The organism is Thioalkalivibrio sp. AKL6 (assembly GCF_000376905.1).
Taxonomy (GTDB): Bacteria; Pseudomonadota; Gammaproteobacteria; order Ectothiorhodospirales; family Ectothiorhodospiraceae; genus Thioalkalivibrio; species Thioalkalivibrio versutus.
On sequence record NZ_AQXS01000008.1, the window covers coordinates 66,154 to 91,789 of the forward strand.

General features: G+C 69.1%; 25 protein-coding genes. 14 read left to right on the top strand and 11 right to left on the bottom strand.

What is annotated here, in order from left to right; translation table 11 throughout:
- Nucleotides 1-5: 5 nt before the first annotated feature.
- Nucleotides 6-4,523, top strand: coding sequence for a DEAD/DEAH box helicase (locus D575_RS0103405; protein WP_018144509.1), 4,518 nt, complete (start codon nt 6-8; stop codon nt 4,521-4,523).
- A 508-nt stretch (nt 4,524-5,031) separates the two neighbouring features.
- On the opposite strand, the gene hisC is transcribed toward D575_RS0103405, so the two are convergent.
- The 11 genes from hisC to D575_RS0103460 form a co-directional block, all read right to left on the bottom strand.
- Complete coding sequence (hisC, locus tag D575_RS0103410; RefSeq protein ID WP_018144510.1) at nt 5,032-6,126, bottom strand: histidinol-phosphate transaminase; 1,095 nt, start codon at nt 6,124-6,126, stop codon at nt 5,032-5,034.
- Nucleotides 6,123-7,424: a histidinol dehydrogenase gene (gene hisD, locus D575_RS0103415; protein ID WP_018144511.1), complete on the bottom strand. Its 1,302-nt coding sequence runs from the start codon at nt 7,422-7,424 to the stop codon at nt 6,123-6,125. The genes hisC and hisD overlap by 4 nt, the downstream gene beginning before the upstream one ends.
- Before the next feature lie 14 nt (nt 7,425-7,438).
- Nucleotides 7,439-8,506 (bottom strand): 3-deoxy-7-phosphoheptulonate synthase, encoded by a 1,068-nt coding sequence (locus D575_RS0103420; RefSeq protein ID WP_018144512.1) that lies wholly within the window; start codon nt 8,504-8,506, stop codon nt 7,439-7,441.
- Nucleotides 8,507-8,517: 11 nt separating this feature from the next.
- A complete protein-coding gene (hisG, locus tag D575_RS0103425) occupies nt 8,518-9,168 on the bottom strand; it encodes an ATP phosphoribosyltransferase (protein WP_018144513.1) in 651 nt (216 codons plus the stop codon).
- Between the two features lie 38 nt (nt 9,169-9,206).
- On the bottom strand, nt 9,207-10,466 hold the full coding sequence (murA, locus tag D575_RS0103430) for a UDP-N-acetylglucosamine 1-carboxyvinyltransferase (RefSeq protein WP_018144514.1): 1,260 nt from the start codon (nt 10,464-10,466) through the stop codon (nt 9,207-9,209).
- Nucleotides 10,467-10,567: 101 nt separating this feature from the next.
- On the bottom strand, nt 10,568-10,885 hold the full coding sequence (locus D575_RS0103435) for a lipid asymmetry maintenance protein MlaB (RefSeq protein ID WP_018144515.1): 318 nt from the start codon (nt 10,883-10,885) through the stop codon (nt 10,568-10,570).
- Complete coding sequence (locus D575_RS0103440; protein WP_018144516.1) at nt 10,882-11,550, bottom strand: phospholipid-binding protein MlaC; 669 nt, start codon at nt 11,548-11,550, stop codon at nt 10,882-10,884. The genes D575_RS0103435 and D575_RS0103440 overlap by 4 nt, the downstream gene beginning before the upstream one ends.
- A 25-nt stretch (nt 11,551-11,575) precedes the next feature.
- A complete protein-coding gene (gene mlaD, locus D575_RS0103445; protein ID WP_018144517.1) occupies nt 11,576-12,034 on the bottom strand; it encodes an outer membrane lipid asymmetry maintenance protein MlaD in 459 nt (152 codons plus the stop codon).
- Between the two features lie 33 nt (nt 12,035-12,067).
- Complete coding sequence (gene mlaE / locus D575_RS0103450) at nt 12,068-12,850, bottom strand: lipid asymmetry maintenance ABC transporter permease subunit MlaE (RefSeq protein ID WP_018144518.1); 783 nt, start codon at nt 12,848-12,850, stop codon at nt 12,068-12,070.
- Nucleotides 12,843-13,676 carry an ABC transporter ATP-binding protein gene (locus D575_RS0103455; protein ID WP_038031933.1) on the bottom strand — a complete coding sequence of 278 codons (834 nt, stop codon included), beginning with the start codon at nt 13,674-13,676 and terminating at the stop codon, nt 12,843-12,845. The genes mlaE and D575_RS0103455 overlap by 8 nt, the downstream gene beginning before the upstream one ends.
- 381 nt (nt 13,677-14,057) lie before the next feature.
- On the bottom strand, nt 14,058-14,720 hold the full coding sequence (locus tag D575_RS0103460) for a hypothetical protein (RefSeq protein WP_018144520.1): 663 nt from the start codon (nt 14,718-14,720) through the stop codon (nt 14,058-14,060).
- Nucleotides 14,721-14,798: 78 nt separating this feature from the next.
- Here D575_RS0103460 and D575_RS0103465 point away from each other — a divergent pair, with 78 nt between their 5' ends.
- From D575_RS0103465 to rapZ, 13 genes are all read left to right on the top strand, one after another.
- Nucleotides 14,799-15,899, top strand: coding sequence for an LLM class flavin-dependent oxidoreductase (locus D575_RS0103465; protein ID WP_018144521.1), 1,101 nt, complete (start codon nt 14,799-14,801; stop codon nt 15,897-15,899).
- Nucleotides 15,900-15,910: 11 nt separating this feature from the next.
- Nucleotides 15,911-16,843 carry an NAD-dependent epimerase/dehydratase family protein gene (locus D575_RS0103470; RefSeq protein ID WP_018144522.1) on the top strand — a complete coding sequence of 311 codons (933 nt, stop codon included), beginning with the start codon at nt 15,911-15,913 and terminating at the stop codon, nt 16,841-16,843.
- 56 nt (nt 16,844-16,899) lie between these two features.
- Entirely contained in the window at nt 16,900-17,877 is a 978-nt protein-coding gene (locus tag D575_RS0103475) for a calcium/sodium antiporter (protein ID WP_018144523.1), read from the top strand.
- The gene (locus D575_RS0103480; protein WP_018144524.1) at nt 17,874-18,851 is read left to right on the top strand and encodes a KpsF/GutQ family sugar-phosphate isomerase; all 978 of its coding nucleotides are present in this window, start codon (nt 17,874-17,876) and stop codon (nt 18,849-18,851) included. The genes D575_RS0103475 and D575_RS0103480 overlap by 4 nt, the downstream gene beginning before the upstream one ends.
- Entirely contained in the window at nt 18,851-19,390 is a 540-nt protein-coding gene (locus tag D575_RS0103485) for an HAD family hydrolase (RefSeq protein WP_018144525.1), read from the top strand. The genes D575_RS0103480 and D575_RS0103485 overlap by 1 nt, the downstream gene beginning before the upstream one ends.
- Nucleotides 19,391-19,428: 38 nt before the next feature.
- On the top strand, nt 19,429-19,968 hold the full coding sequence (gene lptC, locus D575_RS0103490) for an LPS export ABC transporter periplasmic protein LptC (RefSeq protein WP_018144526.1): 540 nt from the start codon (nt 19,429-19,431) through the stop codon (nt 19,966-19,968).
- Nucleotides 19,949-20,488 (top strand): lipopolysaccharide transport periplasmic protein LptA, encoded by a 540-nt coding sequence (gene lptA / locus D575_RS0103495; protein WP_018144527.1) that lies wholly within the window; start codon nt 19,949-19,951, stop codon nt 20,486-20,488. Before lptC ends, lptA begins: the two co-directional genes overlap by 20 nt.
- A complete protein-coding gene (lptB, locus tag D575_RS0103500) occupies nt 20,485-21,255 on the top strand; it encodes an LPS export ABC transporter ATP-binding protein (RefSeq protein ID WP_018144528.1) in 771 nt (256 codons plus the stop codon). The genes lptA and lptB overlap by 4 nt, the downstream gene beginning before the upstream one ends.
- An 88-nt stretch (nt 21,256-21,343) precedes the next feature.
- The gene (locus D575_RS0103505; protein ID WP_018144529.1) at nt 21,344-22,828 is read left to right on the top strand and encodes an RNA polymerase factor sigma-54; all 1,485 of its coding nucleotides are present in this window, start codon (nt 21,344-21,346) and stop codon (nt 22,826-22,828) included.
- A gap of 16 nt (nt 22,829-22,844) precedes the next feature.
- Nucleotides 22,845-23,183: a ribosome hibernation-promoting factor, HPF/YfiA family gene (hpf, locus tag D575_RS0103510; RefSeq protein WP_018144530.1), complete on the top strand. Its 339-nt coding sequence runs from the start codon at nt 22,845-22,847 to the stop codon at nt 23,181-23,183.
- A 3-nt stretch (nt 23,184-23,186) separates the two neighbouring features.
- Nucleotides 23,187-23,654 (top strand): PTS sugar transporter subunit IIA, encoded by a 468-nt coding sequence (locus D575_RS0103515; protein ID WP_018144531.1) that lies wholly within the window; start codon nt 23,187-23,189, stop codon nt 23,652-23,654.
- A gap of 48 nt (nt 23,655-23,702) precedes the next feature.
- On the top strand, nt 23,703-24,734 hold the full coding sequence (hprK, locus tag D575_RS0103520) for an HPr(Ser) kinase/phosphatase (RefSeq protein ID WP_018144532.1): 1,032 nt from the start codon (nt 23,703-23,705) through the stop codon (nt 24,732-24,734).
- A gap of 7 nt (nt 24,735-24,741) precedes the next feature.
- The gene (gene rapZ, locus D575_RS0103525) at nt 24,742-25,614 is read left to right on the top strand and encodes an RNase adapter RapZ (protein WP_018144533.1); all 873 of its coding nucleotides are present in this window, start codon (nt 24,742-24,744) and stop codon (nt 25,612-25,614) included.
- The last annotated feature ends 22 nt before the right edge of the window (nt 25,615-25,636 follow it).

Here is a 25,636-nt window from a genome sequence, read left to right on the forward strand (position 1 = left end):
AGCCGATGCCGGTCACGCCCTTTCGTCCCGCGACCGACACCTGGTTTCGCGAGGCCTTCGGGCAGGCGACCACCATCCAGTCCCGCGGCTGGCCCGCGATCCGGGCCGGCCACCACTGCCTGCTGATCGCCCCGACCGGCAGCGGCAAGACGCTCGCCGCGTTCCTGAGCGCGATCGACCGCCTGACCGGCGAACCCGCGCCCGATACCCGCCGCGGCTACTCGGTGCTCTACATCTCGCCGCTGAAGGCGCTGGCTACCGACATCGAGCGCAACCTGCGCGCCCCGCTGACCGGCATCACCCGGACCGCCGCACGCCTGGGCGAGCCGGCGCGCGAACCGGTGGTACACATCCGCACCGGCGACACCCCGCAGGCCGAACGCCGCGCCCAGGCGCGCGAGCCTGGCGACATCCTGGTGACCACGCCGGAGTCGCTCTACCTGCTGCTGGGCTCGAAGGCCGCGGAGAACCTCGAATCCGTCCATACGGTCATCATCGACGAGGTGCACGCCCTGGCCGGGAACAAGCGCGGCGCGCACCTGGCCCTGTCGCTGGAACGCCTGGCCGAGCGCTGCGGCGAGGACCCGCAACGCATCGGGCTCTCCGCGACCGTGCATCCGATGGAGGTCGCGCGAGGCTTCCTCGGCGGCGACCGCGAGGTGGAGGTGATCGACGCCGCCGAGGCCCCACGCCTGGATCTCGAGATCCTCGCCCCGGAGGAGCCGCCAGCGGCACACGCACCTCCCACCATCGAACCATCCGAAGACGCGGACACCATCCCGTCCGGCTCCATCCACGGCGCGGTCTACGGCCAGGGCACCGGGAAGCTTCCGGCCGGGGGCGGCGACCGCGCCGCGCGCCTGGAGCCACGCCTGCTGGCGGCGATCCTGGAGCACCGCTCGACCATCGTGTTCGTGAACAGCCGCGGGCTGTGTGAGCGCCTGGTCCAGCGCATCAACGAGGCCTGGCGCGAACAGCAGCCGGATGATGCCGAGGCACCCGAGGACCTGGTCGCCGCCCACCACGGCAGCGTCTCCCACGAGCGCCGCGCCGAGATCGAGGGCCGGCTGAAGACCGGACGCCTGCGGGGCATCGTCGCGACCAGCTCGCTGGAGCTGGGCATCGACATGGGCGCGGTGGACCTGGTGATCATGGTCGAATCCCCCGGCGCGGTCGCCCGCGGGCTGCAACGCGCCGGGCGCGCCGGGCACGGAGTCGGCCAGGTCTCGCGCTCGCTGCTGCTGCCGCGCTTTCGCGGCGACCTGCTGGAATGCGCGGTGATTGGCGAGCGCATGCAGGTCGGCGCGCTGGAACCGATCCATGCCCCGCACAACCCGCTGGACGTGCTCGCCCAGCAGCTCGTCGCGATGGTCTGCGAACGCCCGCGGACGGTGGACGAGCTGCACGCGCTGATTACCCGCGCCGCACCCTGGCGCGAGCTGTCGCGCCCGCTGCTGGAGGCGACCCTGGATATGCTCTCCGGCCACTACCCCAGCACCGACTTCGCCGACCTGCGCCCGTGGCTCGCCTGGGACCGCGCGCGCGACGAGCTGACCCCGCGCCGGGGCGCGGCGCTGGCCGCGCGCCTGAACGCCGGCACCATCCCCGACCGCGGCCTGTACGGCGTGCATGTCGGCGAGGGCGGCCCGCGCATCGGCGAGCTGGACGAGGAGATGGTGTTCGAGCTGAAGACCGGCGAGAACGTGACCCTGGGCGCCAGCACCTGGCACGTGGAGGCGATCACCCGCGACCGCGTGCTGGTCTCCCCCGCCCCCGGCGAGGTCGGCAAGCTGCCCTTCTGGCACGGCGACGGCCCCGGCCGGCCGATCCAGCTCGGGCGCGCCATCGGCGCCGCCACCGAACGCCTCGCCCGCATGAACCGCGCCGAACGCACCGCCTGGCTCAAGGAACACGCCCCGCTGTCGGAGGCAGCGGTCGAAACCCTCAGCGACTACATCGACGAGCAGCGCGAGGCCACCGGGCAGTTGCCGTCGGACAAACGCATCGTGGTCGAACGCTTTCGCGACGAGGTCGGCGACTGGCGCGTCTGCATCCTGACCCCGTTCGGCGCCCGCGTGCACGCCCCCTGGGCCCTGGCCCTGCAGGGCGCGCTGACCAGCACCTCCGGCTTCGAGGTGCAGGTGATGTACACCGACGACGGCATCGTCCTGCGTCTGGCTGACAGCGAGGACCTGCCCGAGCTGGACAACCTGTTCCCGGACCCGGAGGAACTGGAGGAGGCGGTCACCCGCGAGCTGGGGCACTCCACCCTGTTCGCCAGCGCCTTCCGCGAGAACGCCGCCCGGGCACTCTTGCTCGTGCGCAACCGCCCGGGCCAGCGCACGCCGCTGTGGGCGCAGCGTCTGAAGTCGCAGCAGCTGCTGGCCTACGTGCGCGAGTACGCGAGCTTCCCGGTGGTGCTGGAGACCTACCGCCAGGTACTGGCCGACGTGTTCGATCTGGAGGCCCTGCGCGAGATCCTGCGCGGGGTGCAGGAGCGCCACATCCGCGTGCGCGAGGTGGAGACGCGGCAGGCCTCGCCCTTTGCCCGCAGCCTGGTGTTCGCCTACGTCGCCGCCTACATCTACGAGCAGGACGCGCCGATGGCCGAGCGCAAGGCCCAGGCGCTCACCCTCGACCGCGGCATGCTGGCCGAGCTGCTGGGCCAGGCCGAGCTGCGCGAGCTGATCGACCCCGAGGCGCTGGCCGAGCTGGAGTCCGAACTGGCCCACACCACCGAGGCCACCCAGCTGCGCGATGCCGACGAGCTGCACGACCTGCTGCGCCGGCGCGGGGACCTGACGCGGGAGGAGATCGCGGCTGCGGCCGCCGCGGACCCCGACCCCTGGCTGCAGACCCTGGCCGAGGGCCTGCGCGCGATCGAGGTGCGCATCGCCGGCGAGCCGCGCTGGATTGCGGCCGAGGACGCCGCGCTCTACCGCGACGCGCTGGGCGTGGTGCCGCCCCCGGGCCTGCCCGCCGGCTTCCTCGAACCACCACAGCGGCCGCTGGAACAACTGCTTCGCCGCTACGCCCGCACCCACGGCCCGTTCCGCGGCGAGGAACTAGGCGCGCGCTACGGCCTCGCGCCCGGCGCACTGCTGCCTGCACTGGAGGCCCTGGAACGCGCCGGCGTGCTGCTGCGCGGCGAGATCCGCCCGCAGGGCCAGGGCGAGGACTGGTGCGAACTGGACATCCTGCGCCGGCTGAAGCGCCGCACCCTGGCGCGGCTGCGCGACGAGGCGGCGGCGGTGGATGCCCGTGCGCTGGGCCGCTTCCTGCCCGCCTGGCAGGGCCTGACCGACCCCGGATCGGGTGTCAGCGTCCTGCGTGAGGTCCTGACGCAACTGGAGGGCATCGCCCTGCCCTGGTCCGCCTGGATCACCCATGTACTGCCGATGCGGGTGCGCGACTTCTCGCTGGACGCGCTGGACCGCATCACCGCCTCCGGCGAGTTCGTCTGGGTGGGCAGCGGCGCGCTGGGCCAGCGCGACGGGCGCATCCGCTTCCTGCGCCGCGAACAGGCGATGGTGCTGCTGGAGCCGGACACACCCGAGGCGGAGACACCGGCCAGCGACGACCCACTGGCCGAAGCCATCCTGGAGACGCTGAACCGACGCGGCGCCTGCTTCTACATGGAGCTGGAACGAGCAGCGCGCGAGGCGCAGCCGGACGCCCGCCAGGACGCGATCGAGGCCGGGATCTGGGACCTTGTCTGGGGCGGGCAGATCACCAACGACACCTTTGCCCCGCTGCGCAGCCTGGGCCAGCGCAAGGGCTCCGCGCGCGGACGGCGGCGCCCGGGTCAGGGACTGGCCGGCGGGCGCTGGTCACGGGTCGCCGAGCTGATCGACCCCGGCGTATCGCTGACCGAGCGCGCCCGCGAACAGGCCGAGAACCTGCTCGCGCGCTACGGCGTAGTCAGCCGCGAGATGGCCCGCGCCGAGGGCCTGGCCGGCGGCTTTGGCCGCGTGTATCCCGTCTACCGCGCGATGGAGGACGCCGGCAAGCTGCGCCGCGGCCACTTCGTCGAGGGCCTGACCGGTGCCCAGTTCGCGCGCGCCGGCGCGGTGGACCGCCTGCGCGCGCTGGAACGCACGGCCGACGCGCCCCCCGAGCCGCAGTGGCTGGCGAGCGTCGACCCGGCCAATCCCTGGGGCCAGCTCCTGCCCTGGCCGCAGCCGCCGCAGGCCGCCGAGGGCCGCCTGCGCCGCGTGGCCGGGGCCTTGGTCGCGCTGGCCGGCGGCCAGCCGCTGCTCTATCTCGCCGCCTCCGGCCGCCAGCTGTTCGTCTGGGAGGCGATCCCCGGCATCGATACCACGGAGGAACACGCCGCGCTGCTCACCGAGGCCATCCGCCAGCTCGCCGGCAGCCGCTGGCTGCCCAAGCGCCGCGGCATCACCATCGAGAGCATCAACGGCGAACCCGCCCGTCAGTCCCCGTTTGCCGCCGCCCTGCGTGCCGGCGGTGCCATGGGTGAGGTCCGTGGCCTGCGCCTGGAACCGCCCGCCGGCCGCCGTTGATGCGATTCGCTGCGCTCATCGCATCCTACAGGGCACGGTCGCAGATCGGGGGCAGGATCGTAGGGTGCGTTGAGCCCCGCGAAACGCACCGATAGGTAACCTACCCCTCCACGGAAGCACCTCGAAGGGCTTTTCACCGCAGAGGGTACGGAGGACACGGGGAAATCCATGGAGTGGGTTGCGGAACGGGCGCAGGCGGGGCGCGATCGAATGAAAGCGGGGGAAGACCGGGTACTTGCTCACCCCGTCCCGAACCCTCGGCAAACCGGCCGTCATCCCGGCCGCAGCGCAGCGAAGAGCCGGGATCTCCGAGGCCAATCCCGCCCCGCGACGTTCGGACGGACCCCACCGCGGACATCCCGGATCACCGCCACGCGGTTTCCGGGATGGCAAAGGAACGTTACCGGGCCGGGAGAAGGTGGACACCGACCCCGACAACCCTGCGACGTTCTCCGTGGCCTCCGTGCACTCTGTGGGACAACCAAAAGGCGTAGCGCCGAAAAAAACGTCAGGCAGCGAGGGCCTGCCCCAGCGCGGCGAGGAAGGCGTCGTTTTCGTCGGGGCGGCCGACCGTGACGCGCAGGCAGTCCACCAGCAGCGGATGCGCGCGGCCGACGTCCTTGATCAGGATCCCGGCATCGCGCAGGGCCGCGAAGGTCGCGTGCCCCTGCCCCCTGCGCACCCGGAACAGGATGAAGTTCGCCTGGCTGGGAAAGACCTGCTCGACCCCCGTCGTCCCGGTCAGACGCTCGCTCAAGCGGTCGCGTTCCTCGACGATTCCGCGCGCCTGCGTGTCTAGCGCCTCACGGTGCTCCAGGGCGAAGGCCACCGAGCGCTGGGTCAGGGTATTGATGTTGTACGGCAGACGCAGGCGATCCAGCGCATCGATCCAGGCCGGCGTGCCTGCCAGATAGCCAAGCCGTGCACCGGCCAGCCCCAGCTTGGAGACCGTGCGCATCACCATCAGGCCGTCATCCTCGCCGACGCATTTGAGGAAGCTGTGCGCGGCGAACGGGGCGTAGGCCTCGTCGACCACCGTGACCCCGGGGTTCTCGTCGACGATGGCCTGTACGGTCGCGGCATCGTCCAGCGTCCCGGTGGGATTGTTCGGGTAGGCGAGGAACACCAGCGCCGGGTTGTGCTCGGCCATCGCCGCGCGCATCGCGTCGAGGTCCAGGGTGAAGTCCGCGTTCAGGGGGACACCGATGAACGGCACCCCCAGCGCTCGGGCTAGCACGCCATACATCACGAAGGTCGGCTCCGGCGCCAGCACCGGACGCCCGGAACCCGCCACCGCCGTGATCAGGATCTGGATGAGTTCGTCCGACCCATTGCCGAACATCAATCCGGCGGCCTCGGGCACACCGTGGGCGGCGCGCACCTGTGCGGCCAGACCCAGTGCCTGGGCGTCGGGATAGCGGTTCAGCTGCGGATCGCGCAGGGCCGCCAGCCAGGCGTCTTCCAGCTCCCCCGGCCAGGGATGAGGGTTTTCCATCGCGTCCAGCTTGATCAGGCCGGTCGCGTCGGCCACCTGATAGGCCGGCTGCGCCAGCACCTCCGGGCGCATCAGGGCGTCCGGGGTCCGGGTCGCGCGGGCGGTCATCGACTGCGCAGTTCGGCGGAGCGCGCGTGGGCGGTCAGGCCCTCGCCGTGGGCCAGCGCCGCGGCGGTCTCGCCCAGCTTGGCCGCGCCTTCGGCCGAGCAGTGGATGATGCTCGAACGCTTCTGGAAGTCGTACACGCCCAGCGGCGAGGAGAAGCGCGCGGTGCGCGAGGTCGGCAGTACGTGGTTGGGGCCGGCGCAGTAGTCGCCCAGGGCCTCGGAGGTATAGCGGCCCATGAAGATCGCACCGGCGTGGCGCAGCCCGGCATCCAGCATCGCCTGCGGGTCGGCCACCGACAGCTCCAGGTGCTCCGGGGCGATGCGGTTGGCGACCGCGACGGCCTCGGCCGAGTCGCGCACCTTCACCAGCGCGCCACGCTTGTCGAGGCTGGTGCGGATGATCTCGGCGCGCGGCATCTCCTCCAGCAGGCGGTCCATGGCCTCGGCCACGCGATCCAGGAACGCGTCGTCCCAGGACAGCAGGATGGACTGGGCCTGCTCGTCGTGCTCGGCCTGAGAGAACAGGTCGGCCGCGATCCAGTCGGGGTCGGTCTCGCCGTCGCAGACCACCAGGATCTCGGACGGACCGGCGATCATGTCGATGCCGACGGTGCCGAACACCTCGCGCTTGGCCGCGGCCACGAAGATATTGCCGGGACCAACGATCTTGTCCACCGCCGGGATCGTCTGGGTGCCATAGGCCAGCGCGGCCACGGCCTGGGCGCCCCCCACGGTAAACACGCGATCCACGCCGGCCACGGCGGCCGCGGCCAGCACCAGATCGTTCAGCTCACCGCCCGGGGCGGGCACGACCATGACCAGCAACTCGACGCCGGCGACCTTGGCCGGAATGGCGTTCATCAGCACGGAGGACGGATAGGCCGCCTTGCCCCCGGGGACGTACAGGCCCACCGAGTCCAGAGCGGTCACGCGCTGGCCGAGAACGGTGCCGTCCTCGTCGGTGAAATCCCAGTCCCGCATGAGCTGGTGCTCGGCGTAGCGGCGGATGCGTGCGCTGGCCATCTCCAGGGCCTTGCGCTGCTCCGCCGGGATCGACTCCAGGGCGGCCTGCAAGCGGTCGTGGGGGATCTCAAGATCGGAGACTGCGGCGCGGTCGAGCCGGTCGAACTTGGCGGTGTAGCGCAACACCGCGGCATCGCCCTCGGTGCGCACCGCGCCGAGGATCTCGTCCACCGCGTCCCGCACGCCGGTGTCGGCAACGGATTCCCAGGACAGCAGGTTCTCCAGGGCCTGATCGAAATCGGGCTGCTGGGTATCGAGTCGGGCAATGGATGGCATGTCGGGCTCCTCGTTCAGGCGGGTACGGCAGCCTTGCGGCGCGCGCGCACGGCATCGGCCAGCAGGCGCAGGGTGGCCTCGCTGTCGTCCCAGCCCATGCAGGCATCGGTGATGCTCTGGCCATATTGCAGCGGCTTGCCGGGCAGGATGTCCTGGCGACCACCAGTCAGGTGGCTCTCCAGCATCACGCCCATAATGCGCCGATCGCCGCCGGCAATCTGTTCGCCCAGCACACGCGCGACCTCGATCTGCTGCTTCGGGTCCTTGCGGCTGTTGGCGTGACTGCAGTCCACCATCACCGACTCCGGCAGCTCGGCCATGCGCAGTTCCTTGCAGGCCTCGTCGATGCTCGCGGCGTCGTAGTTCGGCTGCTTCCCGCCGCGCAGGATGATGTGGCAGTCGTCGTTGCCGGTGGTGGAGAAGATTGCCGAGCGGCCCGACTTGGTCACTGACAGGAAGTGATGCGGGCGCGAGGCAGAACGGATCGCGTCGATCGCCACGCGCAGGCTGCCATCGGTGGAGTTCTTGAAGCCCACCGGGCAGGACAGACCGGAGGCCAGCTCACGGTGCACCTGGCTCTCGGTGGTGCGCGCACCAATCGCGCCCCAGGCGACCAGGTCCGCGATGTACTGCGGGCTGATCAGGTCGAGGTATTCGGTGGCCGCCGGCATGCCCTTCACCGCCAGATCGCGCAGCAGTCCGCGCGCCACGCGCAGGCCCTTGTTGATATGAAAGCTGCCATCCAGATCGGGGTCATTGATCAGACCCTTCCAGCCGACCGTGGTGCGCGGCTTCTCGAAATACACCCGCATCACGATATGCAGCGCGTCGGAGAGTTCTTCGCGCAGGGTCTTCAGGTGATCGGCATAGTCCAGCGCGGCGTCCACGTCGTGGATCGAGCAGGGGCCGACGATCACCTGCAGGCGGTCATCCTCGCCGCGCAGGATGCGATGGCAGGCCTGGCGGGCCTCGAACACGGTGTTGGCTGCCGCATCGGTGATCGGCAGTTCATCGCGTACGGTGTCCGGGGCGGACACCTCCTGAATTTCGCGGATTCGCAGGTCGTCGGTATCGGCGGTCATGGGGTTCTCGATTACGTCGTCGCGGGGGTGACGGCCTCCCGCAGGCCCTCGATGAGATTTTGAATGGTTCTATGTCGCATCTTCATGGCTGCCTGGTTCACGATCAACCGGGAACTAATGGGGGTAATCAGTTCCAGCGGTTCCAGGCCGTTGGCCTTGAGGGTGTTGCCGGTATCCACCAGGTCGACGATGTAGTCGGCCAGGCCCACCAGCGGTGCCAGTTCCATCGAGCCGTAGAGCTTGATGATATCGACCTGGCGGCCCTGCTGGGCAAAGTAGTTCTGCGTGATGTTCACAAACTTGGTGGCGATGCGCAGGCGTTGCTGCGGGTCCGGTTGCTGGCCCGGGCGCCCTGCCAGCATCAGACGACACTCGGCGATATGCAGATCCAGCGGTTCGTACAGCCCGGCCGCGCCGTGCTCCATCAGCACGTCCTTGCCGGCCACGCCGATGGACGCCGCGCCGTGCTGCACGTAGGTGGGCACGTCGGTCGCGCGCACCACCACGATCTTCACATCCTCGCGGTTGGTGTCGAGGATCAGCTTGCGCGTCTCGTCCGGATCCTCCAGCAGCTCGATCCCCGCGCTGGAAAGCAGCGGCAGGGTGTCCTTGAGGATGCGGCCCTTGGACAGGGCGATGGTCAGGGCGTTGGGATCCATCATGGGTCAGGCGTTCGTCCGGTTCCGTGTGAGTCGCAGCTTCAGACCGGCTCGCGACGAATGGTCGCGCCGATCTGGCTCAGTTTTTCCTCGATGCATTCGTAGCCGCGATCGATGTGGTAGATGCGGTCCACCTCGGTCTCGCCCTCGGCCACCAGGCCGGCGATGATCAGGCTCGCCGAGGCACGCAGGTCAGTCGCCATCACCGGCGCACCGACCAGTTTTTCCACGCCCTCGACGATCGCGGTATTGCCCTCGATGGTAATGTGCGCGCCCATGCGCTGCAGCTCCAGCGCATGCATGAAGCGATTCTCGAACACCGTCTCGACTACCGATCCGGTGCCCTCGGCCACGGTGTTCAGCACCATCATCTGCGCCTGCATGTCGGTCGGGAAGGCCGGGAACGGCGCGGTGCGCAGGTTCACCGCCTTCGGTCGGCGGCCCTCCATATCCAGCTCGATCCAGTCCGGCCCGGTCTCGATGCGAGCGCCGGCCTCGACCAGCTTGGCCAGCACCGCGTCCAGCAGCTCCGGGCGGGTATTGCGGCAGCGCACGCGCCCACGGGTGACCGCGGCGGCGACCAGGAAGGTGCCGGTCTCGATACGGTCCGGCATCACGTCGTATTCGCAGCCGTGCAGGCGCTCCACGCCCTGCACCCGAATGGTGTCGGTGCCGGCACCCTGGATCTTCGCGCCCATCGCGGTCAGGCAGTCCGCCAGATCGATGACCTCTGGCTCGCGCGCGGCGTTCTCGATCAGGGTCTCGCCCTCGGCCAGGGTGGCGGCCATCAACAGGTTCTCGGTACCGGTTACCGTCACCTGGTCGAAAACCACGCGCGCGCCCTTCAGGCGATCCGCGCGAGCGTGGATGTAGCCGCCTTCCACCTCGATCTCGGCCCCCAGGGCCTCAAGACCCCGCAGGTGCAGGTTCACCGGGCGCGAACCGATGGCGCAGCCGCCCGGCAGGGAGACCTCGGCCTCGCCGAAGCGGGCCAGCAGCGGCCCCAGCACCAGGATGGAGGCGCGCATGGTCTTCACCAGGTCGTACGGGGCGACGCACTGGGTCAGCGTGGTCGGGTCGACCTCGATGCGCATGCGCTCGTTAACCGTAAGGCTGACGCCCATGCGGCCGAGCAGCTCCATGGTGGTGGTCACGTCCTGCAGATGCGGGACGTTGCCAATGGTCATCGGCCCGTCCGCCAGCAAGGTGGCGGACAGGATCGGCAACACGGCGTTCTTGGCCCCGGAGATCCAGACCTGACCCTCGAGTCGGCGACCTCCGGTAATGATCAGTTTGTCCATGGGATGCCCGGATTGACCGCCGAACCGACCGTGGTCCGGCGAAACGCGCCATGATAACGAATCCGCGCCGGGCTCGCCCGTTCGCCCGCCGCCGGCACGACTCAGGCGACGGAACGGGCGGCGGAGTCGGTAATGATCGACTCCAGGTCGTACAACTCCAGTAACGGGCGCAACCCCTCGGGGAGGGGCTCAAAGACCAGGGTGCGGCCCTGCTCGCGGGCGCGACGCCAGAGGATGACCAGGAACGCCACGCCGGCGCTGTCGATACGACCCGCCTGCGTCAGGTCCACCCGAGCGTGTTCCGGGAGATGCGCCGTCAGCCCGCGGGCCCGTGCCTCCAGCCCGGCCACCGTCGCGAAGGTCAGTGGCCCGTTGACGACCAGACCGCCTTCATCCGCCCGGATCTGTGCGTCGCTCACCGGTCCGCGGCGCCGTTGTCGGGGGTCACGTCGCCCACGGCATCCTCGATCAGCGCCTCGTCGCCATCTTCCAGGCGCTCGATCAGCGCCTCCAGGCCATCGCGGTTGATCTCCTCGTTAAAGCGAGTGCGGAAGTTGCCGACGAAGCTGAGCCCCTCGGCCTCGACGTCGAAGACCTTCCATTCGCCGTTCACCGGACGCAGACGGTAGTTGACCTGGATGTTCGACTGGCCGGAGCCCATCACCACCTCGGTGGCGACCACGGCCATGCGCTCGTCCTGGCGCGAGCGCCGCTCGATTACGCGCACGTCCTTGTCCAGATGATCGGCCAGTTGCACCCCGTAGGCCTGCAGCAGCGTGTTCTTGAAGGCCTCGGCGAAGCGTTTTTGCTGCTCGCTGCTGGCATCGCGCCAGTGACGTGCCAGGACCAGGCGGGCCATCCCGTTGATATCCACGCCGGGCAGGATTTCCTCCTCGATCACGCCGATCACGAAGTCAGGATCTTCCTGCGCACGCGCCTCGTTTGCCCGCAGCTTCTCGTAGACCGCGTCGATCGACTGCTTGATGAGCTCGGCGGGGGTTTCTTCGGCCTGGGCGGGAGCCGCCAGGATCAGGACCAGCAGCGCCAGCGGCAGGATCAGGATTCGTTCATGCAACCATTTCATGTCTCTTGCTCCCGGTTTGGGTCGATCAGTCACTACCCATGTTGGTCATGAAGCGACCGATGAGGTTCTCCAGCACCAGTGCCGACTGGGTGAACATCAGCTCGTCGCCTTCCTGCAGGGTGTCGTAGTCACCACCCGGCTCCAGCGCGATGTACTGTTCGCCCAGCAGCCCCGCGGTGTGGATGGCGGCCTGGGTGTCCATCGGCAGGTAGTCGTGCTCCGAGCGGATCGCCAGGGTCACCTCGGCGCGAAAGCGTTCCGGATCGTAACGGATATCCGCCACTCGCCCGATGCGCACACCCGACACCGTGACCGGGGCACGCGTCTTGAGACCCCCGATGTTGTCGAAATAGCCGCTCACCGTGTAGGTGTCACGGTCGTGGTAGTCGGTCACGTTGCTCACCTGCACCGCCAGGTAGAACAGCGCCCCGATACCCAGGAGCACGAAGACACCGACCGCCAGTTCGAAGAAACGTACCTTCATTATTGCCACCTGTCCTGGGTAAACACTGTTTGGTCAGCCCGCGCCGAACATCAGCCCGGTCAGGATGAAATCGAGGCCCAGCACCGCGAGCGACGACACCACCACCGTCTGGGTCGTGGCGCGCGAGATGCCCTCGGACGTCGGCTGCGCATTGAAGCCCTGGAACACCGCGATCCAGGTCACTACGAAGCCGAACACGATGCTCTTGATCACGCCGGAGAGCACATCCTCGTTCCAGTCGGTCACCGACTGCATCTGCGAGAAATAGGCGCCGCTGTCCACGCCCAGCAGCCCCACCCCGACGAGGTAGCCGCCCATCACGCCCACGGCGCTGAAGATCGCGGCCAGCAGCGGCATGGAAAGGAACCCGGCCACAAAGCGTGGCGCGAAGATCCGGCGATAGGGGTTCACCGCCATCATCTCCATCGCCGAGAGCTGTTCGGTCGTCTTCATCAGCCCCAGTTCCGCGGTCAGCGCGGAACCGGCGCGCCCGGCGAACAGCAGCGCGGTGACCACCGGCCCCAGTTCGCGTACCAGCGACAGCGCAACCACCCCGCCCAGGGCCTCGGCCGCGCCGAAGTTCACCAGCGTGATGTAGCCCTGATACGCCAGCACCATGCCGACAAACAGCCCGGACACGACGATGATCAGCAGCGAGCGCACCCCCACCGAATACACCTGAACAAGCGTCAGGCCGAAGCGGCGAAAGACGATATCCAGGCTCGCCAGCATCCGGATCAGGAAGATAAACGCCCGGCCGAATACCGTCAGGGCATTGATCGTGGTCCGACCCAGCGCGGCAATCGAATCAGTCATCGCGGCGCTCCCCCTGCCCCAGCAGGTCATCGCGGTAGGACGCGCCCGGGTAATGAAACGGCACCGGCCCGTCCGGGCGACCCTGCAGGAACTGCGCGCTCCAGTCGGAGGCGCGCGCCTCCAGTTCGTCCGGCGGCCCGGCATCCACTACCCGGCCATCGGCGATCAGCACCACTTGATCGGAGATCGCCATCGCCTCGGTCACGTCATGCGAGACCAGCACGCTGGTAAGCCCCAGGCTTTGATTGGTCCGCCGGATCAGGCTGACGATCTGGCCCATGGTGATCGGATCGAGCCCGGTGAACGGCTCGTCGTACAAAATGAGGTCCGGGTCCAGCGCAATGGCCCGCGCCAGCGCGACGCGCCGCGCCATGCCACCGGACAGGGTCGCCGGGTCCAGGTCGCGCGCCGCGCGCAGGCCCACCGCCTCCAGCTTCAGCAGCACCAGCGCGTGCAGCACGTCCTCCGGCAGGTCGGTGTGCTCGCGCAGCGGGAAGGCGACGTTCTCGAATACCGAGAGATCCGTCAGCAGCGCACCGCTCTGGAACAGCATGCCCATGCGCTTGCGCAGCGCGTACAGCCGCCGGGTGGAGAGCCTCGCCACCTCCTGGCCATCCACCCAGATGCGGCCCTTGTCCGGACGCAACTGACCGCCGACCAGGCGCAGCAGCGTGGTCTTGCCACTGCCGCTGGGTCCCATCACGGTCGTCACCTGCCCGCGCGGGATGCGCATCGACAGGTCATCGAAAATCATCTTGCGCCCGCGCCGGAAGCGCAGGTTCTCGATCACGATATGCGGACTGTCTTCCACTGCCGGGTCAGCCACGCGCGCTCCTCGCCCTTAAGGAAACACGGATTAATGCACACGCTCGTGCTCGAGTCGCTTTTGCGTGCGAACAAGGCACGGTGACTGCCGTGCAGTCATTCTGCACAAGGGAACCGCAACGCCGTGCGCGCGCCCGTTTTTGATGACAACGGACGGCCGAGCCCCTTCGGGGTTGGCACCCCAGGTTCCCCGATCCTGCATTGCGGCCCGAATCGGTCAAAAACGGGCCGGTAGAACCACTACCGGCTGCGCGCCGCGCCTTGGCTCGGAAAACCTGGGGTACCAACGCGAGTGTGTACATCAATCAGTGTTTCCTTAGGCCCACAGAACCCCGAAGTCTGGGCGCAGGCCGGGAGACCGTCAAACGGGCGGGTGCGGTGCTCATCCCAATCCCAGCAATGCGGCGATAGTGCGGAAATCCGACAGCCGCTCCGGACGCGCGCGCAGGAACACCGGGATCTCGCCGCTGCCACCGGCCTGCCCGAGGGCCTCCACCAGCGCGCGCCAGCCCGGCGCATCCAGCCCTGCCTCGGGGGTGATCTTCCAGGCCCCGCCCCCGACGTCCGCCGCTGACGTCGACGCCGGAGCGGGATAAAAGCACGCCGCCGCGGCCCGCGCGATCACCCGCTCCTCGCCGGCGCCGTACACCATCAGGCGCCCCAGTCCGGCCGCCTCCAGCGCCGCGCGGATCGCCTGCACCTGCGCCGGCCCCATCGGCCCCGGCGCCACCGCCTGCAGGCCGTCGCCGACAGCCTCGGCCAGCGCGCGCGCCCGCGTCGCACCCGTCTCGAGGCCCAGCTCGACCGGCCAGTCCAGTGTCAGCCGCAGAGCGGGGGGCACGGCCTCGGCCCAGTCGCCGAAGGCCGGCGCCCCGGCCTCGGTCCACACCGGGGCGGGCAGCAACAAACGGCTGTGGTAATGGGTGTAGTACTCCAGCTGCCAGTCCTGCGGCAGGTCCTCGGGGAAGAAGTCGTCCCACCAGTCCTCTCCGGGGCCCGCCACCCCGGCGGCCTGAAATACCGGCGCTTCCTGATCCTGCGACATGCCTCAACCTCCACGACGTAACCGCAGCTTTGCGCGGATTGCTTGTATCACCTGCGAGCGCGCGGCACAGTTGGCGCCATGCGTTTCGACCTGTTCCACGAGCTCTCGGTACCGGACTTCCTGCAGACCTCCGAAGCGGAGGTCCTGGAGAACACCCTGCGCCTGTGGGAGCGCGCCGATCATCTCGGCTTCGGCACCGCCTGGCTGGTGGAGCACCACCTGATGCCGGAGTTTTCCCACTCCACCGCGCCGGACGTGGTGCTGGCTGCGGCCAGCCAGCGCACCAAACGCCTGCGCCTGGGCCTGGGCGTGGTCCCGCTGCCCTACCACCATCCGCTGCGAGTGGCGCAGCGCGTCGGCATGCTCGACCAGCTCTCCGGCGGGCGCCTGGATCTGGGTATCGGGCGCGGCTTCTCGCCGCGCGAATATGCCACATTCGGGGCCGAGATGAGCGAGTCCCGCACGCGGGTCGATGCCGGGCTGGATGCGCTGCGCCAGGCCTTCGCCACCGGCCGCATCACCCAGGACGGGCCGTTCCATCACCTGGACGACGTGCCGGTGATGCCGCGCCCGGTACAGGCCCCGCACCCGCCGATCTGGACCGCCGCGGTCAGCCCGGAGTCCTTCACCTGGGCGGCGCAGCAGGGTATCGGCGCGCTGGCCGGGCCATTCAAGCCCTGGCAGATGATCCGCGAGGACATCCGCCTGTACCACGAGGCCTGGGACGCGACACGCACGGACGTCGCCCACCCGCCCCGGGTCGGCATGACGCTTGGGGTCCTGTGCCTGCCGGACGGCAAGCGCGCGCGGCGCGAGGCCAAGCCGGCCTTCGAGTGGTTCTACCGCCACATGTTCCAGCAGACCCTGCCGGTACTGGAACGCCTGATCGAGGGCTACGACTATTACCGCTCGCTCGGCCGCTTCCGTCACCTGGTCAAGGCCGGGATCAACCTGAAGGTCCTCGACATGCTGGGCATGACGCTCGTCGGCACCCCCGCCGAATGCCGTGAACGCATCGAGGGCCTGCGCGCGGCCGGGGTCGACCAGGTCCTGCTCGCCTTCGGCGCCGGGGCCGTTCCGCATGCGCTGGCCGAGGAGTCCATGGACTGCTTCGCGGAAGAGGTCATGCCCGCGTTTGCCGACCCCGCCCCGGCCACCGTCGCCCGCACCGCGACCTGAGCGAAACACGGATGCACGTCGCCGTGACCGGCGCCGCCGGGCGCCTGGGGCAAGTCCTGCTGCCCGCCCTGGCACGCGCGCCGACGATTGAACACATCCTCGCTCTGGACCGGGCCGCGCCGGCGCTGCCTCCCCCCGAAAACGGCACCGTTATCGAGGCCCGGGTACTCGACCTGGCGCAGCTCCAGCCGGACGACCTGGCCGGGGTGGACACCCTGGTGCACCTGGCCTTTCAGTTGATGGGCGGTCACGGGGGACGCCGCCGGCATGACCGCACCTGGGTCCGCCAGCAGAATGTCGCCCTGAGCCAGCAGGTGTTCCACGCGGCGGTGACCGCCGGTGTGCGCCACATCGTGTTCCTGTCCAGCGCGGCGGTCTACGGCCCCTGGCCGGACAGCCCGCAGCCGCTCCGCGAGGACCATCCCACCCGGCCGCGCTTCCCCTATGCCGAAGACAAGGTCGCCGTGGAGCAGGCCCTGCTCGCGCTTGCCCGGGAACACCCCGAGTGCCAGGTGACCCTCCTGCGCCCGCCCGCGATCGTCGGCCCGAACGCCCACCCGCTGTTGCTGCAGATCGCCCGCGGGCGGCTGTATCCCGCCGGGGGCGAACAGCCAGTGCAGATCCTGTGGGAGGACGATGCCGCCGCCGCGATCGTGCGCAGCATCACAACGCGCACCGCGGGGATCTTCAACCTGGGGGCCGAACCTGCCTGGTCGCTACGGGCGATGGCGCGCCACCAGCGGCGCTGGGGGATCCCGGTGCCACTGCGGCTGATCCGCACCCTGCACCCGCTGGCCTGGCGCCTGACCGCCCGCGCCGGGGACCCCGGCTGGGTCCGCGGGCTGGACGGCCCGCTGGTACTGGACTGCACCCGCGCCCGCGAGCAGCTCGGCTGGACACCGCAGGTGACCACCGCCGGGTGCCTGGAACGTCTGCGCTGCTGAAACCACTACCCAATCGGCTACAATCCCGGGCCTGACCCTCCCGGACCCGACTGTCCATGGTGCTACCCGTTGTCGCCATCATCGGCGGCCTGATCCTGCTGACCTGGAGTGCCGACCGCTTCGTGTTCGGCGCCTCGGCCCTGGCCCGCGGCCTGGGCGTCAGCCCGCTGATCATCGGCCTGACCATCGTCGCCTTCGGGACCTCGGCACCGGAGATCGTGGTCTCGGTCCTCGCCAGCCTGCAGGGCAACCCGGGGCTGGCGGTGGGCAATGCCATCGGCTCGAACATCGCCAACATCGCGCTGGTGCTGGGGGCCGCGACCCTGGTCGCGCCGCTGGCGATCGGGCGCGGCATGGTCCGGCGCGAACTGCCGATCCTCCTGCTGGTCAGCTTCGGCGTGCTGCTCCTGCTTGTGGATGGCGAACTGGGCCGGCTGGAGGGCATCGCGCTGCTGGCCGGTCTGGTCCTGTTCACTGCCTGGATGGCCATCAGCGCCCGGCGCGCACGCCCGGCCCCCCATGACGACACCCCCGAGGTGGTGCGCGGCATGGTCGAGACGATCCCGGAGGGCGACCGACTGGGGCCCGCGATCGCCTGGCTCGTGTTCGGGCTGCTGCTCCTGCTGGCGAGCAGCCAGGCCCTGGTCTGGGGGGCCGTCGAAATCGCCGAACAACTGGGGGTCAGCGACCTGGTCATCGGGCTGACCATTGTCGCGGTGGGCACCAGCCTGCCGGAGCTGGCGACCTCGGTGGTCGCCGCCTTCCGCCGCGAGGCCGGACTGGCTATCGGGAATGTAGTCGGCTCCAATCTGTTCAACCTGCTCGCAGTACTGGCCGTTCCGGCCCTGATCGCGCCGCTGGCAATCGACGCCGATGTGCTGACGCGCGACTATCCGGTGATGCTGGCATTGACCGTGGCGCTATTCCTGATCGCGCTAGGCCGCCGCGGACAGATCCGGCGCTGGCAGGGCGCCCTTCTCCTCATCGCCTTCGCAAGCTACCTTGTCTATTTGGGAATCACGGCTACTGCATGAACTTCAACCCCGAAACCACCCGCAACCTCGCCCTGGCCGTCCTCAATGACGAGGCCGAGGCCGTACGCAACCTCGCCCAGCGCATCGACGACCGCTTCCTCGAGGCCTGCCGCTGCATCCTCGCGTGCAAGGGCCGCGTGATCGTCACCGGCATGGGCAAGTCCGGGCACATCGGCAGCAAGCTGGCCGCGACCCTGGCCTCCACCGGCACACCGGCCTTCTTCGTGCACCCGGGCGAGGCCAGCCACGGCGATCTCGGCATGATCACCCGCGAGGACGTGGTCATCGCGCTGTCGAACTCCGGCGAGACCGACGAGATCATTACCATCCTGCCGCTGATCCGGCGCCTGGGCGTGCCATTGATCGCGATGACCGGCAACCCCGGCTCGCGCCTCGGCGCGGATGCCACCGTGCACCTGGATGTCAGCGTCGAGCGCGAGGCCTGCCCGCTGGGCCTGGCTCCCACCTCCAGCACCACCGCGGCGCTGGCGATGGGCGATGCCCTGGCCGTCGCGGTGCTGGATGCACGCGGCTTTACCGCCAACGACTTTGCCCGCTCGCACCCCGGCGGCCGCCTTGGCCGACGTCTGCTGGTGCATGTCGCCGATATCATGCATACCGATGACGCGATCCCGCGCATCACCCCGGAGGCCCCGCTCAAGGACGCCCTGTTCGAGATCACCCGCAAGGGCCTGGGGCTGGTGATCGTGGCCGGCGCCGACGACGAGATCCAGGGCGTGTTCACCGATGGCGACCTGCGCCGCACCCTGGATGCCGGGCACAGCCTGGACGGCCTGACCATCGGCGAGGCCATGACCACCGGCGGCCACACCGCGCAGCCCGACTGGCTGGCGGTGGAGGCCCTGGAGGCCATGGAGAGCCGGCGCATCAACGCCCTGCCCGTCACCGACGCCGAAAACCGCCTGGTGGGCGTGATCAACATGCACGACCTGCTGCGCGCCGGGGTGGCGTGATGAACCTGGATGCCACCACTCTGCGCACCCACCAGCAGGCCGTTCGCCTGCTGATCCTGGACGTGGACGGCGTGCTGACCGACGGCAGCCTGTTCCTCGGCGACGGCGGCGAGCAGTACAAGGCCTTCAACAGCCGCGACGGCCACGGCATCCGCCTGGCGCTGGACGGCGGCATCGAGATCGCCATCCTGACCGGGCGCACCTCCGGGGTCGTCGAGCACCGCATGCGCGACCTGGGAGTGGAGCATCTGATCCAGGGCCGCCGCGACAAGGGCGAAGCCCTGCACGAACTGCTGCAGCGCACCGGTCACGACCCCGCCGAAGCGGCCTTCATGGGCGACGACATCGTGGATCTTCCAGCGATGCAGCGGGTCGGGCTCGGGATCGCGGTCGGCGACGCCCACCCGCTGGTGCGCCAGCATGCCCAGTGGGTGACCGAAGCCCATGGTGGGCGCGGGGCCGTGCGCGAGGCCTGCGAGGGCCTGCTGGCCGCGCAGGGCCGGCTCGACGCGCTGTTCGAGACCTACCTGAACGGATGAGCCGCAGGATTCGCAGCCGACTCGGATGGGCCCTGGCCGTGCTCGCATTCGCAGCCGCGCCCCTGGCGCAGGCCGAGTTGAGCCCGCCCGAGGGCGAGGTCACGCTGCAGATTGACGGCTTCACCCTGCATGCCACCGGCGACGACGGCGAACTGAGCCATCGGCTGCGCGGCACCCGCCTGCGCGAGTTCGGCCGTGACGGCCCCCAGTGGGTGGACGACCCGGACCTCGACCTGTTCGCCGAGGGCGGTATCGAATGGCGCTGGACCGCCCCGGCCGCGCTGCATCAACCGGCAGCCGCGACCCTGGACCTGGTGGGCCCTACCCACGGCGTACAGCCGCCCCGCGGCGAACGCGTGGAGACCATCATCGATTCGCGGGATGTTCGCGTCGCCACCGACACCATGGTCGCCACTTCGGATGCCCTTTCCACCCTGAACCAGCCGGGCCTGTTCCAGCGCGGCACCGGTCTGCGCGTGGACTCGCGAGGGGATACCATAGAGTTGTTCCATGACGTGTACTCGCTCTACAGCGAGACGAGCGAGGAGGATCCCGCGCATGACCCCGAATCCCCATAGCCTTCGCCACCGTCCGGGCCAACCGGGTGCCCGCGTGGCGGCGCTCCTGCTGCTCGCCCTGCTGGCCACGCCCGCGCTCGCCCAGCAGGGCTCGGGCCCGGCGCTGCCGGTGGAGATCACTGCCGACCGCGCGGAGATGGACGAACGCCAGGGGCTGGGGACCTACACCGGCGACGTGATCGTGATCCGCGGCGACATGACCCTGGAGGCCGACAAGGTCTACGTGCGCACCCGCGATCGCCGCCCCTACGAAATGGAGGCCCACGGCGAGCCGGCACGCCTCGAATCACCCGATCCGGAAACCGGAGAGATGCGCATTGCCACCGCCCTGCGCATCGACTACCTGCTGAACGAAGACCGCATGATCCTCACCGACCAGGCCCATGTGATCACCACCAGCGAGGAGGCGCGCGGCAAGCGCATCACCTACGACCTGACGACCGACGTGATCGAGGCCGAACGCGGCGAAGGCGACAGCGAGCGCGTGCGCATCACCATCCAGCCGCGCGACGACGAATGAACGCCACCGCCCCCAGCCCATCCGCCACATCGGCACAAACCAACGACCGCCTGATCGGACGCGAGCTGACCAAGCGCTACGGCCAGCGCACGGTGCTGGACCAGGTGGACGTCGACCTCGCGCCCGGCGAGGTGGTCGGCCTGCTGGGCCCGAACGGGGCCGGCAAGACCACCTGCTTCTACAGCCTGGTCGGGCTGATCCGCCCCAATGCCGGGCGCATCACCCTGGGCGAGCGCGATATCACCCGCGCCCCCATCCACGTGCGCGCGCGCGCCGGCCTCGGCTACCTGCCGCAGGAGGCCTCGATCTTTCGCCGCCTGAGCGTGTGGGACAACCTGCAGGCCGTGCTCGAGCTGCGCCCCGGGCTGGATCGCCACGAGCGCCGCCGCATTGGCGATGCGCTGATCGAGGAGTTCCAGCTCGAGACCGTGCGCCACAGCCCGGGCATCGCGCTGTCCGGCGGCGAACGGCGCCGCGCCGAGATCGCCCGCGCCCTGGCCGGGGATCCGAAGTTCATCTGCCTGGACGAGCCCTTCGCCGGGGTGGACCCGATCTCGGTGGGCGACATCCAGGACGTGATTCGGCATCTCGCCCAGCGCGGCATCGGCGTACTGATCTCCGATCACAACGTGCGCGAGACCCTCGGCATCTGCCACAGGGCCTATATTCTTAGCGAAGGCCGCCTGCTGGCCGCCGGGACACCGGACGAGCTGCTGGCCGATCCCCAGGTGCGCCGGGTCTATCTCGGCGAGAACTTCCGCCTGTGAAAGCGCCCCACATGCGGCCCGGTCGGTGCACAAACCACAAGGCAGGCTTTAAGATTCCATCAATGCCCACCCTCGCCCCGCATACCCGATGCTGAAACCCGGCCTGAATCTGCAGCTGGGTCAGACGCTGACCATGACCCCGCAACTGCAGCAGGCGATCCGCCTGTTGCAGCTGTCCACGCTCGAGCTCCAGGTGGAGATCCAGCAGGCGCTGGAGAGCAACCCCATGCTCGAACAGGTCGAGGACGAAGAGGCCGAGGCCGACACCGAGCGCCTGAACCAGGACGGCGAGCTGGTGGAAGGCGATCGCATGGAGGCCACCACCACCAGCGACGACGTGATCCCCGAGGAACTGACGACCGACAGCCGCTGGGACGACATCTACGAGCCGGCCCCGACACCCAACAAGGGCGTGGATGACCGCGACCCGCTGGAAAACACCAGCGACGACGACGGTGAGGGCCTGCAGGATCACCTGCTGTGGCAGCTGCATCTGAGCCATCTGACACCGCGCGACCAGCGCATCGGGGCGGCCCTGATCGACGCCATCAGCCCCGACGGCTATCTCGAGGGCGACCTCGACACCCTGGCCGAGACCATCAGCCGAGGCGAGGATGAAACCGTCGGCGTCGACGAGGTCGAGGCAGTGCTCCACTGGATTCAGCAGTGCGACCCGCTGGGGGTCGGCGCGCGCAACCTGCGGGAGTGCCTGGAGATCCAGCTACGCGAACTGGCCCCGGACGCCCCGGCCCGCGAGGCCGCACGGGCGATCCTGGAACACGGCATGGACAGCCTGGGCAAGCGCGACTACAAGGCCCTGCAGCGCCAGTCCGGCGTACGCGACCCGGACGAACTGGCCCGCGCACTGGATCTGATCCGCACCCTGAACCCGCGCCCCGGCGCACAGATCAGCTCCGCCACCTCGGAATACGTAGTCCCGGATGTCTACGTGCGCCACACCACCGAGGGCTGGCGCGTGGATCTAAACCCGGAGATCGCACCGCGCATCCGCATCAACGACCTCTACGCCGGCATGGTGCGCCAGGTCTCGGATGCCCGCGACAGCGCCTTTATGCGCGATCAGCTGCAGGAGGCACGCTGGTTCCTGAAGAGCCTGCACAGCCGCAACGACACCCTGCTGCGGGTCGCCGAGGCGATCGTCCATCGCCAGCAGGGCTTTCTCGAGCATGGCGACGTCGCGATGCAGCCATTGATCCTGCGCGACATTGCCGAGACCCTGGAGATGCACGAATCGACCATCTCGCGGGTTACCACGCAGAAATACATGCACACCCCGCGCGGGGTCTTCGAGTTCAAGTATTTCTTCTCCAGCCATGTCGGCACGAACGATGGCGGCGAGTGTTCCGCCACCGCCATCCGTGCCATGATTCGCGAATTGATTGGCGACGAACCCCCGAACAAGCCGCTCAGCGATGCCCGGCTCGCCCAGGTCCTGTCGGACCGGGGCATCAACGTAGCGCGCCGCACCGTGGCCAAGTACCGCGAGGCGATGCACATCCCTTCATCCAGCGAACGCCGGCAGATGGCCTCGATGCCCACCGGCAGCAAGTAACCAAGGAGTCCTGACCATGCAGATCAACCTGACCGGCCACCACGTGGACATCACCGACGCCCTGCGCGACTACGTCAACGAGAAGTTCGCGAAGCTGGAGCGCCACTTCGACAAGGTCATCGACGTCCACGTCGTGCTGACCCACGAGAAGACCCGGAATCAGCACAACCAGGCCGAAGCGAATCTCCAGGTCAGCGGCAATCACATCCACGCCGAGGCCTCTCACGAGGACATGTATGCCGCGATCGACGCGCTGATCGACAAAGTCGACCGTCAGCTGATCAAGCACAAGGAAAAGGTCAAGGATCACCACCGCGCCGAAGGTGCCCAGCGCAACCGCGAGCAGGCCTCCTGATCCATGACGATTGCCGAGCTGATCACCTCCGAGCGCATTGGCCTGCAACCCGAGTGTTCCAGCCAGAAACGGGCCCTGGAGGCCCTGGCGGACCTCCTCGCCGGCGGAGGTGACGGCACGGGACCGGGGAGCAACGCGATCTTCGAGGCCCTGTCCGCGCGCGAAAAACTCGGATCCACCGGTCTCGGCCATGGGGTTGCGATTCCCCATGGCCGCCTGGCCGATCTCGAGGCGCCGCGCGTGGCCGTGCTGCGCCTGGACAAGGGCGTCGACTTCGACGCCATGGATCACGAGCCGGTCGATATCCTGATCGCACTGCTGGTCCCGGAGGCCGCCACCGGCGACCACCTCGACCTGCTGGCCCAGCTCGCCCGCGGCCTGTCGCAGCCAGACACCATCGGAGCGCTGCGCCGGGCCGGGGATGCGACGGCCCTGGAACAGGAACTCGTGCGCCGCTTCAGCGAGGACTAAGCCCGTGGAACCCGCCGCCAGCCGCGATTCCGGCGCGCAGCGTCTGCCATGAACGAGGCGCTGGGAGAAGGCGGGATCGCCCGCGACATCAACGTGGAGAGCCTGATCCAGGCCATGGGAAACCGCCTGGATCTTCGCTTCGTACACGGCGAACACGCAGCACCCGACCGCAAGCTGGTCGGCGACGACGGGGACGACCTGCCGCTGGCCGGCCATCTCAACCTGATCCGGCCCAACCGCATCCAGATCATCGGCGACTTCGAGGCCCGCTACATCTCCAGCCTCAGCGCCACCCAGTGCAACGACCTGATCCTGGAGATGGCCCGCACTGGGACCACCGCGGTGATCTTCGCCGAGGACACCTGTCCGTTCTCGGAGATGCCCGACGCCCCGCAGGAGGCGCTGCCGCTGATCCTGTGCTCCAGCACCAGCAGTCACGAGATCATCTCGCTGCTGCGCTATTTCCTGCAGCAGCGCCTGGCCCATTTCGAGGTGCGCCACGGCGTGTTCATGGAGATCCTCGGGATCGGGGTGCTGATCAGCGGCGCCTCCAGCGTCGGCAAGAGCGAGGTCGCACTGGAACTGATCTCGCGCGGGCATCGCCTGATCGCCGACGATGCCCCCGAGTTCGCGCGCATTGCGCCCGACATCGTGCGCGGCCACTGCCCGGCCCTGCTCCAGGACCTGCTCGAGGTGCGCGGTCTTGGGGTGCTCAACATCCGCGCCATGTACGGCGATTCCGCGATCAAGGGCGGCAAGTACCTGCGCCTGATCATCGACCTGCGCGATCATGGCGAACCCTCGCCGGTCCCCGATGACCGGCTGAACGGGCGCCGCGGCGAGATCGATATCCTCGGCCTGCGCGTCCCCTTGATCAGCCTGCCGATCGCGCCGGGGCGCAACATCGCGGTGATGATCGAGGCGGCCGTGCGCAACCACATGCTGCACATGCAGGGCTATATCGCTGGCGACGACCTGCGCGCACGCCAGCGCCGCCAGATGAGCGGCGAGACGGAGGAGCCGCCCTACCATCGCGCGGTGCCCGCCACTACGGTCCCCAACCCGGACCCGGAGGGCTGAATCGGCCATGCGCCTGCTAATCGTCAGTGGCCTGTCCGGGTCCGGCAAGACCGTGGCCCTGCACACCCTGGAGGATGCCGGCTACTTCTGCGTCGACAACCTCCCACTGCCGCTGCTGCCGGACCTGATTAATCAGGTCCGGCAGGGCCACTACGACACCGAGACCGACCGCCATCTGGCCGTGGGCGTGGATGTGCGCAGCGGCCTGGAGGCCCTGGAGGGGTTCTCCGATCTCCTGGCGCAACTACGGGCGGACGGGGTGCAGGTGGAGGTCCTGTTCCTGCAGGCGGCCAGCGAGGTGCTGCTGCGGCGCTACCATCTGACCCGCCGACGCCACCCGCTGGCGCGCGACGGCGTGCCACTGGTCGAGGCCATCGACCGCGAACGCGAGTGGCTGGGCCATGTAGCGGCGGAGGCCGATCTGACGGTCGACACCTCGCGCCTGTCGATGCACGATCTGGCCCGCACCCTGCGCGACCGCATAGGCGAGCGCGGGGAACACGAGCTATCCCTGCAGTTTCAGTCTTTCGGCTTCAAACACGGCGCACCGCTGGATTCCGACTTCGTGTTCGACGTGCGCTGCTTGCCCAATCCGCACTACGAAAGCGATCTGGCCGCCCTGACCGGTCGCGACCCGCCCGTGTGCGAGTTCCTTGAGCGGCACGCGGAGGTCGCGGCCATGTTCGACAGCATCCAGGGCTTCCTGTCGCAGTGGCTGCCGCGCCTGCTGGACGATCACCGCAGCTACGTAACCGTCTCCATCGGCTGTACCGGCGGGCAACACCGCTCGGTGTATCTGGTGGAGCGGCTTGCGGAGGCGTGGCAGGATCGGGAACATGTTACTGTTAGCACCCGTCACCGCGAGCTGGGGAAACAGTAACCACTGGACGCGGGACGAGGGC

Bases quoted from the DNA above. Each gene is read 5' to 3' on its own strand.
- lptB (WP_018144528.1), top strand. From the start codon at position 20,485: ATGAACGCCACCGCCCCCAGCCCATCCGCCACATCGGCACAAACCAAC.
- D575_RS0103480 (WP_018144524.1), top strand. From the start codon at position 17,874: ATGAACTTCAACCCCGAAACCACCCGCAACCTCGCCCTGGCCGTCCTC.
- D575_RS0103475 (WP_018144523.1), top strand. From the start codon at position 16,900: ATGGTGCTACCCGTTGTCGCCATCATCGGCGGCCTGATCCTGCTGACC.
- D575_RS0103405 (WP_018144509.1), top strand. From the start codon at position 6: ATGCCGGTCACGCCCTTTCGTCCCGCGACCGACACCTGGTTTCGCGAG.
- hisD (WP_018144511.1), bottom strand. From the start codon at position 7,424: ATGCCATCCATTGCCCGACTCGATACCCAGCAGCCCGATTTCGATCAG.
- hpf (WP_018144530.1), top strand. From the start codon at position 22,845: ATGCAGATCAACCTGACCGGCCACCACGTGGACATCACCGACGCCCTG.
- hprK (WP_018144532.1), top strand. From the start codon at position 23,703: ATGAACGAGGCGCTGGGAGAAGGCGGGATCGCCCGCGACATCAACGTG.
- D575_RS0103460 (WP_018144520.1), bottom strand. From the start codon at position 14,720: ATGTCGCAGGATCAGGAAGCGCCGGTATTTCAGGCCGCCGGGGTGGCG.
- mlaD (WP_018144517.1), bottom strand. From the start codon at position 12,034: ATGAAGGTACGTTTCTTCGAACTGGCGGTCGGTGTCTTCGTGCTCCTG.
- lptA (WP_018144527.1), top strand. From the start codon at position 19,949: ATGACCCCGAATCCCCATAGCCTTCGCCACCGTCCGGGCCAACCGGGT.
- D575_RS0103440 (WP_018144516.1), bottom strand. From the start codon at position 11,550: ATGAAATGGTTGCATGAACGAATCCTGATCCTGCCGCTGGCGCTGCTG.
- D575_RS0103470 (WP_018144522.1), top strand. From the start codon at position 15,911: ATGCACGTCGCCGTGACCGGCGCCGCCGGGCGCCTGGGGCAAGTCCTG.
- hisC (WP_018144510.1), bottom strand. From the start codon at position 6,126: ATGACCGCCCGCGCGACCCGGACCCCGGACGCCCTGATGCGCCCGGAG.
- D575_RS0103505 (WP_018144529.1), top strand. From the start codon at position 21,344: ATGCTGAAACCCGGCCTGAATCTGCAGCTGGGTCAGACGCTGACCATG.
- mlaE (WP_018144518.1), bottom strand. From the start codon at position 12,850: ATGACTGATTCGATTGCCGCGCTGGGTCGGACCACGATCAATGCCCTG.
- D575_RS0103465 (WP_018144521.1), top strand. From the start codon at position 14,799: ATGCGTTTCGACCTGTTCCACGAGCTCTCGGTACCGGACTTCCTGCAG.
- D575_RS0103420 (WP_018144512.1), bottom strand. From the start codon at position 8,506: ATGACCGCCGATACCGACGACCTGCGAATCCGCGAAATTCAGGAGGTG.
- murA (WP_018144514.1), bottom strand. From the start codon at position 10,466: ATGGACAAACTGATCATTACCGGAGGTCGCCGACTCGAGGGTCAGGTC.
- D575_RS0103485 (WP_018144525.1), top strand. From the start codon at position 18,851: ATGAACCTGGATGCCACCACTCTGCGCACCCACCAGCAGGCCGTTCGC.
- hisG (WP_018144513.1), bottom strand. From the start codon at position 9,168: ATGATGGATCCCAACGCCCTGACCATCGCCCTGTCCAAGGGCCGCATC.
- rapZ (WP_018144533.1), top strand. From the start codon at position 24,742: ATGCGCCTGCTAATCGTCAGTGGCCTGTCCGGGTCCGGCAAGACCGTG.
- D575_RS0103515 (WP_018144531.1), top strand. From the start codon at position 23,187: ATGACGATTGCCGAGCTGATCACCTCCGAGCGCATTGGCCTGCAACCC.